This window comes from Rhizobium sp. 42MFCr.1 (assembly GCF_000377185.1).
Lineage (GTDB): Bacteria > Pseudomonadota > Alphaproteobacteria > Rhizobiales > Rhizobiaceae > Rhizobium > Rhizobium altiplani.
The window spans coordinates 1-10,952 of record NZ_KB897884.1 but is presented as its reverse complement, the minus strand read 5'-3'; the positions used below and the strand labels follow the sequence as shown (position 1 = coordinate 10,952).

The 10,952-nt window shown below is 57.1% G+C and carries 10 protein-coding genes and 2 pseudogenes; 5 read left to right on the top strand and 7 right to left on the bottom strand.

Going from position 1 to position 10,952, the window contains the following annotated elements; genetic code table 11:
• The 4 genes and pseudogenes from kduD to C934_RS36075 all read left to right on the top strand — a co-directional run.
• Positions 1 to 670 (top strand): 2-dehydro-3-deoxy-D-gluconate 5-dehydrogenase KduD (gene kduD, locus C934_RS0130845; RefSeq protein ID WP_018860361.1); only part of this gene is annotated, 670 nt, incomplete at its 5' end.
• Positions 671 to 1,088: 418 nt separating this feature from the next.
• Positions 1,089 to 2,537: an EAL domain-containing protein gene (locus tag C934_RS0130835; RefSeq protein ID WP_018860359.1), complete on the top strand. Its 1,449-nt coding sequence runs from the start codon at positions 1,089 to 1,091 to the stop codon at positions 2,535 to 2,537.
• A 225-nt stretch (positions 2,538 to 2,762) separates the two neighbouring features.
• Positions 2,763 to 3,016, top strand: a pseudogene (locus C934_RS36080) (FitA-like ribbon-helix-helix domain-containing protein).
• Positions 3,013 to 3,425: pseudogene (locus C934_RS36075) on the top strand (type II toxin-antitoxin system VapC family toxin). The pseudogenes C934_RS36080 and C934_RS36075 overlap by 4 nt, the downstream one beginning before the upstream one ends.
• Before the next feature lie 266 nt (positions 3,426 to 3,691).
• Here the strand turns inward: C934_RS36075 and C934_RS0130825 are convergent.
• Positions 3,692 to 4,510 (bottom strand): alpha/beta fold hydrolase, encoded by an 819-nt coding sequence (locus C934_RS0130825; protein ID WP_018860357.1) that lies wholly within the window; start codon positions 4,508 to 4,510, stop codon positions 3,692 to 3,694.
• A gap of 177 nt (positions 4,511 to 4,687) precedes the next feature.
• On the opposite strand from C934_RS0130825, the gene C934_RS0130820 reads away from it, so the two are divergent.
• On the top strand, positions 4,688 to 5,611 hold the full coding sequence (locus tag C934_RS0130820) for a LysR family transcriptional regulator (protein ID WP_018860356.1): 924 nt from the start codon (positions 4,688 to 4,690) through the stop codon (positions 5,609 to 5,611).
• Positions 5,612 to 5,707: 96 nt separating this feature from the next.
• Here the strand turns inward: C934_RS0130820 and C934_RS0130815 are convergent, their stop codons facing one another.
• The 6 genes from C934_RS0130815 to C934_RS0130780 form a co-directional block, all read right to left on the bottom strand.
• Complete coding sequence (locus C934_RS0130815; protein ID WP_018860355.1) at positions 5,708 to 6,727, bottom strand: DUF2332 domain-containing protein; 1,020 nt, start codon at positions 6,725 to 6,727, stop codon at positions 5,708 to 5,710.
• Positions 6,728 to 7,235: 508 nt separating this feature from the next.
• Entirely contained in the window at positions 7,236 to 8,054 is an 819-nt protein-coding gene (locus C934_RS0130800; RefSeq protein ID WP_018860352.1) for a GNAT family N-acetyltransferase, read from the bottom strand.
• 89 nt (positions 8,055 to 8,143) lie between these two features.
• Positions 8,144 to 8,995, bottom strand: coding sequence for an alpha/beta fold hydrolase (locus C934_RS0130795; protein ID WP_018860351.1), 852 nt, complete (start codon positions 8,993 to 8,995; stop codon positions 8,144 to 8,146).
• A 12-nt stretch (positions 8,996 to 9,007) separates the two neighbouring features.
• A complete protein-coding gene (locus tag C934_RS0130790; RefSeq protein WP_018860350.1) occupies positions 9,008 to 9,478 on the bottom strand; it encodes a nuclear transport factor 2 family protein in 471 nt (156 codons plus the stop codon).
• On the bottom strand, positions 9,478 to 10,107 hold the full coding sequence (locus C934_RS0130785; protein WP_018860349.1) for a pyridoxamine 5'-phosphate oxidase family protein: 630 nt from the start codon (positions 10,105 to 10,107) through the stop codon (positions 9,478 to 9,480). The genes C934_RS0130790 and C934_RS0130785 overlap by 1 nt, the downstream gene beginning before the upstream one ends.
• A gap of 94 nt (positions 10,108 to 10,201) precedes the next feature.
• The coding region (locus C934_RS0130780; protein WP_018855709.1) for an alpha/beta fold hydrolase at positions 10,202 to 10,952 on the bottom strand (751 nt) is incomplete at its 5' end.

Genomic DNA, 10,952 nt, shown 5'->3' with positions numbered 1-10,952 from the left:
GGCGGCGGCCGGCGCCTCGATCGTTGCCGTTGGCCGCTCATCGATGGACGAAACCGAGGCTGCGGTTCGCGAGATCGGTGCTGGCTTTCACGCCATCAAGGCCGATCTTGGATCGATCGAACCGACAAAGGCAATCGTCGACGAAACGGTAGCGACCTTTGGCAAGCTCGACATCCTGGTCAACAATGCCGGCATCATCCGCCGCGCCGACGCCATCGACTTCACGGAGGCCGATTGGGATGCGGTCATGGACATCAACCTGAAGAGCGTCTTCTTTCTGTCGCAGGCTGCCGCCCGGCATATGCTCGCGAGTGGCAGGGGCAAGATCATCAATATCGCCTCGCTATTGTCCTTCCAGGGCGGTATCCGCATTCCCTCCTACACGGCCTCGAAGAGCGGCCTTGCCGGACTGACGCGTCTCTTGGCCTGCGAATGGGCGGGCAAGGGTATCAACGTCAATGCCATTGCTCCGGGCTATTTCGTGACCAACAACACGACCGCGCTTCGCGAGGATCGTGAGCGCAGCGCCGGCATCCTTGCCCGCATCCCGGCCGGCCATTGGGGCGATCCCGCGCAACTCGGTGGCGCAGCCGTGTTCCTGGCATCTCAGGCGTCCGACTATGTCCACGGCATCGTCTTGCCTGTCGATGGCGGATGGCTTGCAAGATGACCGCACGACGTCCTTCGTGCAACTCACTGATCGGAGCGCTACGAGCGCGTCGATACGGACCTTCAAAGGTGCTCGAAAATTAGGGATCGCGGAGTTCCTTCCGATCGCTCGGTATAGTGGCGCCGATGCCGTCGAAGCCAGCGCGCCCGTTGACCGTAAGGTTGAAGCTGGTGGAAACGGCTGCGGTTTGATCGTCGGAGACCAATTCAGTTGCGAGAGTAATTCTATAGCTCCGACAACTCGAAAGCGTGTTAACTTCGCCCAATTGCAGTGATCCGAAGTTTCCGAGGAAGCCAACTTGCGGCGAAATGGAATTTTAGCGATTGCGTTCGGGCTGGCAATTTGCGCCGGAGCATTACCGCTATTGGCGGCCTTTTATATTTCTCGGGAACGCGCATTCGCACTGGAGCGCCAACACTTGGCCGATTACGCCGACTGGACGCTGCAGCGCGGTGACCTGAATATTTCCCGGGCTCGTGCAGCGTTGGACCTGCTCGCCTCTGAGCAGCGACAGACCTGCTCGCCTGATGACATCGCCCGCTTGCAGGAGTTGACGACGGATGCCCTCTCGGTGGAGGAAATCGCCATAACGAGCAGTGGGCGCGTGATCTGCAACACCTGGGGACTTGTTCGCAATGAGATGCGGCTCACTGAAAAGAGCATCCCACTGTCGGACGGATATTCCTTGCGTCTGAATGGAGGAGGCATCTCGACGCCCTCAAATGGCATGGTTGTTGTCAGCCACGGTGACTATCACGCACTGCTGAAGCGGGCACGACTGGTCGATGTCCTTCACGACACACCCATGCTGCTGGGTATTGCATCCCTGGACGGACAACCGATCGCTCTTTCTGGCGATGCCGACCCGGAACTTGTCTCGCGGCTGGTCAAAGAAGAAACCAGCGGCTTTAACGAAAGCGAAGTCTTTGCCTCCCGTCGAGGCAAGGATTTTGCCGCGTTTGCAATTTCCAACCGGAGCGTCGCCGACTGGCGTACCGACAGCGAACTCTGGAAGATGGTCCCGATCGGCGTCGGAATATCACTTGCCCTGATCGCTCTGATCGTTTGGGTATCGCGCCAGCGATTGTCACTCGCAGGCGAGCTTGCGACGGGTCTTCACAAGAAAGAGCTTCTCGCGCATTATCAACCAATCATCGAACTATCGAGTGGTCGATGCATCGGTGCTGAAGCCTTGGTACGGTGGCAAAAGCCCGATGGCACGTGGGTCAGACCAGACCTCTTCGTTCCTTTCGCAGAACAGAACGGAATGATCGGTCAAGTCACGGCGATCATGATCCAAAACGTTATCTTGAACATGAAAACGGCGCTCGCCGAGCATCGCGACATGCATATTGCGATCAACATATCGCCGCAGGACCTGGAAAGCGGTCAGTTCCTGACATTGATCACCGACGAGATTCATGCGGCTGACGTGCAAGCGTCGCAGGTCTGGCTGGAGGTGACGGAGCGCGGCTTCATTCACGCCGACATTGCCCGGACCACCCTGGCGAAAGCGCGCGACGCCGGCCATGTGATCGCGATCGATGATTTCGGGACGGGATACTCCAGTCTGTCATTGCTCGAGAGCTTGCCCATCACGGTACTCAAAATTGACAAGTCCTTCGTCGATGCTATCGGTCGGAATGCCGCGACAAGCCTGGTTACACCTCATATCATCGAGATGGCCCATAGCCTGAAACTCAAGATGGTCGCGGAAGGTATCGAAACAGCTGAACAGGAAACGATCCTGCGTCAGTCCGGCGTTCAGTTCGGGCAAGGTTGGCTATACTCGAAAGCCCTCCCGTTCGAAGAATTCATTACATTCTATGAAAAGCGCAACGCCGGGCAAAAAACGGTGAGGAGATAAGTCACATGCGGCCGAGCGCACTTCGGCAGTAGATATCTCGCAGGCTGGAAAACAAAATCTGCGTATTTGAGTGCCGACGGCGCGCGCCGACCGCGGCCAGTGATGCAGTCATCAACAACGGCGGCGCCGCGCAGGTCACGGGCAGCGACACAAATTATGCTTGGATAGAAACGTCATTTTATGTTTGTTGATATCAGTGTCATCAATCATGGTTAGGTGATTTCGATGCCGGCAATTACTAATTCACAATATTTCTGATGAAACACATCGCGGCCCACGCGTACGCGCGGCTCATCACGGACGCAGCACCGAGGCCGAAATTCGTGACATTATCGAGGCGGCGGTTCGCCCTTCTGAACGCATTAAGCTGGGCTCGCTATTAGCGGGCATTGGGCGCGACGCACCTCTCCAATTTGGACGTCGAAGCTCTGCAGCAGAATCGCGATGAGACACCTGCAGAACCGATGACTTTCGAATGATCCTGCTTGACACCAATGTGATATCGGAGCCTTGGAAGCCAGTTCCTGACCAGAGCGTGATCGCTTGGTTGGATGCACAAGCAATTGAAACGCTTTTCTTTTTGCCGTAACGTTCGCTGAACTTCGTTTCGGTATCGCAGCCCCCGGGCAAACGGCAAACCATTCTTCACGATCCTCTCGAAGGTGAAGTGCTCCCGCATTTTTCCGCGCGTATGCTCCCCTTCGATCTCGCAACGTCGCAGTTTACTCGGAACTGATGGTGCGCGCTCGAGTATCCGGAAAGGCTATCGCTAAGGCGGATCGATATATTGCAGCCACAGCAGCGGCCAACGGCCTTTCGGTTACAACACGCGATACAAGCACCTTCGAAGCCGTTGGATTGAAAGTTATTAATCCATGGCTTCGATAGAGATGCCGTAGCCTCGGGGGAACCCGTTCTATTCCCTTTAAGACCAAGATGCCTCGGGCAATAACAGCTTTGCGCCCCGATCTCAGCCGTTCAGACACTATGGTCAGTGTCCCAAAAGCCGCCATCGAGCTGAGCGCCATAAAACTCAAAGACGACAGCAACGCCAGCCATGCGGGCATGTCGATGGCGGCAGGTGTCACCCGGCACTGCCGGGTGACAGATCGTCCGGCCGACGTTGGGTGAAGGCCGCGGTCCGGTCGATGTCGTCAAGACCTGATGAACGCGAGCAGGTCGGGGTTGAGGACATCTGCATGTGTGGTCAGCATGCCATGGGGGTAGCCAGGATAGGTCTTCAGCGACCCGTTCTTGAGCAGGTCGACCGCACGCGGCACGGAACTTGCAAAGGGGACGACTTGATCGGCCTCACCATGCATCACCAACACCGGCACGGTGATCTTCTTGAGGTCTTCGGTATAATCTTCCAGCCAAGAGTCGACAGTCGCGTAGTGAGCCAGGGCACCACCGGCCATGCCCTGGCGCCACCAGTTCGCAATGATCGCCTCCGAAGGCTCGGCTCCGTCGAGATTGTAACCGTAGAACGGGTTCTCAGGGACGAACCGGAAGAACTGCGACCGATTGCCCAGCACGCCCGCGCGGATCGCTTCAAACCACTCCGGCGGCTGACCGGACGGGTTTTCCTCGCTCCGGTACATGTTCGGGGTCAGGGAGGCGACCAGTACCGCCTTCGCGACGCGTTCCGGGTGGCGGGCGACATAGCGAGCCACCTCACCGCCACCTGTGGAGTGGCCGATGTGGATCGCGTCACGCAGGTTGAGGTGCTCGGTCAGGGCCGCGAGGTCGGCAACCCAGTGGTCCATGTCGTTGCCGGTGCCGGGCTGGTCGGACCGGCCGTGGCCGCGCCGGTCGTGGGCGATCACCCGGTAGCCCTGGCGAAGGAAGAAGGTCATCTGGGCGTCCCAGTCATCAGCCGACAGCGGCCAGCCGTGGCTGAAAACGATCGGCTGGCCTGAGCCCCAGTCCTTGTAGAAGATGTTTACGCCGTCCGTGGTCGTGATTGTAGGCATCGTGTCGCTCCATTTGCCCTGTTAAACATTCCTTTTTGGACACAGTTGATTGCGAAATACCTCCGGTGAGGCGCGTTCGATTATATCCGAAAATTGCGACGTTAATTAAATCTCCTTCTATCAAAGACAAATACCTTGTACGTTCGAGCTATGCCTTAAAGGTATAGCGAGGACCCGATGGAACTGAGGCATTTGCGCTATTTTGTTGCTGTTGCCGAGGAGGGAAGCTTACTGACCGCAGCCGAGCGGCGGCTACACACCTCCCAGCCCTCACTCAGCAGGCAAATTCGCGATCTGGAAACCGAAATCGGTGTAAAACTGCTGGAACGGCAGCCGCGCGGCGTGACGCTTACCGCCGCCGGTAAAGTGTTTCTTGATCACGCGCGGCTGGCGTTATTGCAAGTCGAGGCGGCTGCGGAAGGGGCTCGGCGGGCAGAACGACCGGAAAAGCAGTCGTTCGTTATCGGTTTTCTCGCAGGACAAGAGGTCGTGTGGCTACCGCATGCATTGCGCATTATTCGTGAGGAAGCGCCGGAGGTTGAAATCATACTGTCCAGTCAGTCTTCCCCGGACCTTGCTCTGGCACTGATGCGTGGCAAGCTGGACGTCGCTTTCCTTCGCCCCGAGACGCAGAGTGTTGGTGTGTCCTTCAAGTTTTTAGCCAAGGAGCCACTGATCGCCGTACTGCCGGCGGACCATCGCTTGACGTCGCGCAAAAAGATCCGGCCGCAGGACCTTGCCCGCGAAACTTACGTCAGTTCGGCCAGAATTTCTCCCGTATTGCAATCCGTGATCCAAGACTACGCGTCGAACGTCGGGATCACCCTCAAGGCAGAGTACGAGGGTGACGGCCTACCTTCAGCAATGTCGCTCGTCGTGTCTACCGGTGGAATAACGCTTATTCCGCTTTATGCGCAAAATATGCTGACGCCAAATGTCGTCGCTAGAGCGCTAGAGGGTGTGCCTCCGACAATTGATCTCACCTTAGGATACAACGATTCAAATTCCTCACCTTTGCTCCGCCGATTTTTGTCTCGTTCTGATGAATTAGTCGCCAACGTACAAAATCAGAGCATCATCCGCTATGCCGAGGTTCCATAGCAGAGATCAAGCTCATGCGATTTCTTCTTCTTGGCGTGCTCGCGAATTTTTGGCCGAACGTTCCGGCCATTCGGGAGGGCCCGCCCTGAGCAAGCTTTAGCGCAAATGCTCTGCATCGGCCGGGCCCTTGAGCTCGTCTGCGATCCATGTGAGCGAAGCTCCATGCGGGTCGGTCCAGGCTACAGGAGAGCGGTTCACAGATAGGAGGAAGCGCCCGGGTGGCCAGCTTGTTCCTGCTCGCGTGGCGATGGACGGGAATGCGCGGGGGAACTCGTTCGATACCCAATACGGAGCGAGACGCATCGCCTGTTCGGCGAAAGCCTCTCTGTCTGCGAGGTCGGAGATGTAGTCGAGAACGGCCGTGTGAAAGACGACAAGGGTGGCGTCCTTTGGAGCTTCGCTGCAGAGCCGAACGAACTCGCTCCCGCGCAGGTCACCCTTCACGATCCGTGGCTTGACCGTGGCGGCGATTTTCACGGCGGCCTGCAGATTGGCAAGCCGTTCCGTCTGCTCTGGCCAGACCAGCGTCTCAAGCCATGCGACTTGCGCAGGATCTGACGCATCGATCGGACTCAGGTCCAACCCCGCCCGCCAGACGACATGTGGTGCGGCCGTCGGCAATGGGGTCATCTCGCTGGCGGAGCAACGGAACACGGGCGGCTCCAAGGCCATCACGGGTGCGCGGATCGCCTTGTGGCCGTAGTCGTAGCCATAGAGGTCGGGCATGAGGCAGAGCCCTGCGGAGGTCCCGACTTCGAGGAGCGCCAGCGGCTGTGGCAATCGCGCCAGGACGGGGAGTAGCGAAGCGCACCTTCCTGGTTCGTTGGTTTGTGTCGAACGCTCGAGCATCAGCGAACGAACAGCGTCGGGATGGGCCAGGAGCACCCGTCGGAACTCGGTCCAGCCCGTCGGCGTGCCGAACAGGTGACGCACCGCCGCAAGCAGAAGGTTCGGTTGCCTTTTCATGTCCGGGAGAGTCGATAGGAAGCCGAGGGTCTCCCGGTCCCCAGCAACCGCACGAGCTAACGCCTCGTAGAGCGGCGAACGGCCGAGGGCTTCTGCATCGGCGAAGCGAACATACCAGGCTGAGATCTCCGCCAAGCCCTCCTCGTCCATGTCCGCTGACCCTCGATTTCGACGTTTGGCACAGTACACGGTCTTAGGATCTAATTGCAGGCAAATATGGACTTCGGATGCGCAAGGCAAAGGCCCGCCGGCTAAAAGATCGCCGATGCAAAAACTCCAGGTTCTTCGAAAAGGAGGTTTCCTACCTGATGTGATCGCCAGACTTGCTGCGCAGTTGGCGGGACGACTCAAGTCGGCGGCAGGCGAATTTTTGCAGGCTGTAGTGGCAACTGCTTCTAATCCTGCGGACACTCAGACGGCGATCGCGGTCGGAGACCGAAGTTACGGCAACGGCGACCGCTCGGATGGTGTCGCCGAGGATAAGTGCGCGACAACCGTTCAACACGCGTAACGCTCGGTCATCGAGGACGGTGTGGGTGCATAATTGGATTTAGAAGAGGACAACGTTCTTTCCGAATTCGAAGCGCTCGTCCGCCAAGCACGACAACTTGAAAGAAAGCAGCAACTCGAGGCTCAGAGCCATGGTGCTGGACGCATCTTATGAAGCATCCGTAAATCGGTAGTTCACTCTCGAGTAAATCTGTTCAAATCCGGTTGCGATGAGATTCGCGTGAGAGATGTTCGGCTCTTGGGCCGACGGCTGGGCGGTTTCGACGACGAATGTCTGGACGCCCTGACGGGCGCCATGATTTAGACGCGCAGCAATAAGAGCCTTCTGCGCGCCGCGATTACGAAACTCGGGAACTGTCGCGCCGCCGCCGAGCCATGCAAAGTTGCCTGACGCGTACATCGCACCTGTCGCTATCGGCTTGCCGCCTAGCTCAGCGAAAAAGCAAGTCCAACCTTCTTTCCCGACGATTGCAGACCAGAGCGGTATCAGCTCTACTGGAAAGTTAAATCCGGCACACATCATCGAACCGAAAATTTCGGCTTCGTCTATATTTACCTCTCGGGTGGTGACTTCTCCAGCGTGGGCGAGCGGAGCGGCTGGAGCAGCTCGTCGCAGCTTTGCCCATCCGTTCCCCTCAGGAAACAGGCCTCGTGTCCTTATCCAATCGAGCACCTGAAGAGGAACGACGTCGGTGTTCATTTGCAAATAGCGGCGGCCTGTCTTTTTGGTCATCCATTCGTAGGCCTTTTCGACGTCATCGAGTGCGGCAAGACCAAGAATGCGGTTGAGACCAATTGCGGGCGCTGAGGGCAGCGATATTGCGCAACCTGCACCCAGCTGCATGCAACAAAACTCAGCCTCGTCCACGACCGTCTGCGGTGCGATCATGAACAGGTCAACAAATGCTCTCACCTCAATGATATCTTCTTCGGGCACAAGTTGGCGCGAGTTTATTAGACGATCCATGGCAGTGTCCTAGAAAATTTCGATAAGACAGCGAGGAGGCGCCGCGGTTAGGCCAGGCTGGGGACGAACGCCGGCTACTGCAACGGCAGCTATGTGAGGAAATTCACGATCGCAGCGGCGACTTCAAAGGCATGCGTCTCTAGTGCAAAATGCCCTGTATCGACGAAGCGAATCTCGGCATTCGGCAGGTCCCGTTTGAAGGCTTCTGCGCCGGCAGGTAGAAAGAATGGATCCTTGTCGCCCCAGATAGCCAAAAACTTCGGCTGGTTCTGGCGTAAATAGCGTTGGAACATCGGATATAGGGCGACATTGCTCGCGTAATCGAGTGCAATGTCGAGCTGGATTTCTTCAGCGTCCGGGCGCGCCATGAAGAAGGCATCGAGCGAATACCCGTCGGGAGACACCGTTGATAAGTCGGAAACGCCGTGTTCGTATTGCCAACGAATGGCGGGAGGTCTCATGATTTCCCGTAGTTCGTCCCGATTGGCCTCCGTCGGCTCGGACCAGTATCGCTTTATCGGGTTCCAGACGTCGCTCAACCCTTCTTCGTAGGCATTGCCATTTTGGGAGATAATCGCGGTCACCCGCTCGGGATACTCCATCGCGATGCGAAAGCCGATCGGTGCACCGATATCGAAAGCGTAGAGCGTAAATCGCTCGAAGCCCAAAACCTCAATGAACCTTTTTATGCAGTGGGCAAGATTGTCGAAGGTGTAGGCGAAATTTTCACGCGAGGGCGCCTGTGACTGACCGAACCCCGGTATATCCGGCGCGATCAAGTGGAACCGATCGGCGAGCAGTGGCATGAGATCACGAAACATGTGGCTTGAAGACGGAAAACCGTGCAGCAACAGCAGGATCGGTTTTGTTGGCTCCCCGGCTTGCCGATAGAACATCTCGCAACCGTCGATATTGATGCGGTGGTAGGTCGAACGCCTCATCTTGTCCTCGCTTTAAAAGCTAAAATCGCTGAGGCAGGGGTGTTCATCCGGTCGCCGGCCAAGCGGCCAGTGGAAGCGTCGATCCGCGGCAAGGATCGGCAAATCGTTGATGCAAGCGAAGCGTTTTTGCATGAGCCCATCGGCTCCGAACTCCCAATTTTCGTTCCCGTATGACCGAAACCAACTACCGCTGTCGTCATGCCATTCATAGGCAAAGCGAACCGCGATGCGATTGTCGGTAAAGGCCCAAAGCTCCTTGATCAGTCGATATTCGAGCTCGCGTTGCCATTTCCGGGTTAGAAAGCCAACGATCGCTTCGCGGCCGGTTACAAATTCCGAGCGGTTGCGCCACTGGCTGTCCTTGCTATAGGCCAGCGCTACCTTTTCGGGGTTGCTACTATTCCAGCCATCCTCGGCAAGTCGAACCTTTTCTGTTGCTGAAGCCGTTGAAAACGGAGGCAAAGGTGGTCTTGTGGCGTCCATTATTTTTCTCCCAAGGCGGCGGCGAGCCGGGCACGCAGCTCTGTATTTTCCGATTCCAGTTGACCCAAACGCTCGCGCAACGGTGTCACCGCTTTCTCCACCTCGCCTTCGGTGTAGCGGGGGGTGATGTGCTGAGGGCAATTCCAGTCGAAAGCCTCCAGGCGTAGCCGTAAAATCTGCTCGGCCCTCGCCCGGTAGCCAGCATCGAAAACAAGGTCGGTCAGTGCCGGGTCGGCATCGAGTGCCAGCGTCTCGACATGCATATAGATCTTGAGACGGGCGCGTCGCGGATAATCGACTAAAAACAGACAGGCCCGGTCGTTTGCGACAAAGTTGCCGGTGCTGATATATTGGCGGTTACCCCGGTAGTCGGCGAAAGCCAGCGTCTTGTTGTCGACGGCTTTGAGAAAGCCCTGCGGTCCACCGCGATGCTGAACATAGGGCCAGTTGGTTTCCGACACGGAGGCGATATAGAAGCTGTCTCGTGCCGCGATGAAGGCAAGTTCACTCTCGGTGAAACTATCAGACGCGCAATGGTGCTCGCCTAACCATATCTGATCAGCACCCATTTCAGCTTGGGCCTGCCGCACATTCGGAGTGATTGCAACTTCCAAAAAATGGTAAGGCATGGGTGCTCCCAAATTCGAAATATAGTATCCGCTATTCAGCGGTGCGACCTCGATTTGGCGGAGCTTCGGTCACACCGCCGGCGACCATGGCTAGTCACTTCTTGGCGACGTTGCGATCCAGGAAGTCGTTGATAAGGGGAGCAGCGACATCCAGCTTTTCTTCGAGCAAAAAATGACCTGAGTTCAGGATATGGATTTCTGCATCCGGTAGATCCTTGAGGTAAGGATGAGCGCCTGCCTCGGGAAAGATAAAATCGTTCTTGCCCCAGACGATGAGCGTGGGTGGCTTGCGCTCACGAAAGAAACGTTGGAAGTCAGGATATAGCGGCACGTTGGTTCGGTAATCGTACAGCATATCGAGCTGGATGTCCTTGTTCCCAGGGCGATCCAGAAGGGCTTGGTCGTGAACCCAGTTGTCCGGGCTAATGCGCGACACGTCTTCCATGCCGTCGGTGTACTGGAACTTGGTGGTTTCGAGCGTGAGCAAGCCGGAGAGCGCTTCGCGGCTCTTTGCTGATCCATCGGACCAGTAGGTCTTGATGGGATCCCAGAATTCCTTCAGTCCTTCATCATAGGCATTGCCGTTCTGGATGATCAGGCCGCTGACCCGTTCCGGATGCTTCAGCGCCAGGCGATAGCCGACTGGCGCGCCATAATCCATGACGTACATCGCGTAGCTCTTGGCTTCCAGACGAACCATCAGCTTGTCGACGATGTCGACGGTCGCGGCAAACGTATAGGCATACGTACTGCGATCGGGAGTGGCGCTTTGCCCGTAGCCCGGATAATCCGGCGCGACGACATGGTACCGGTCTGCAAGAAGCGGAATCAGATTCCGGAACATA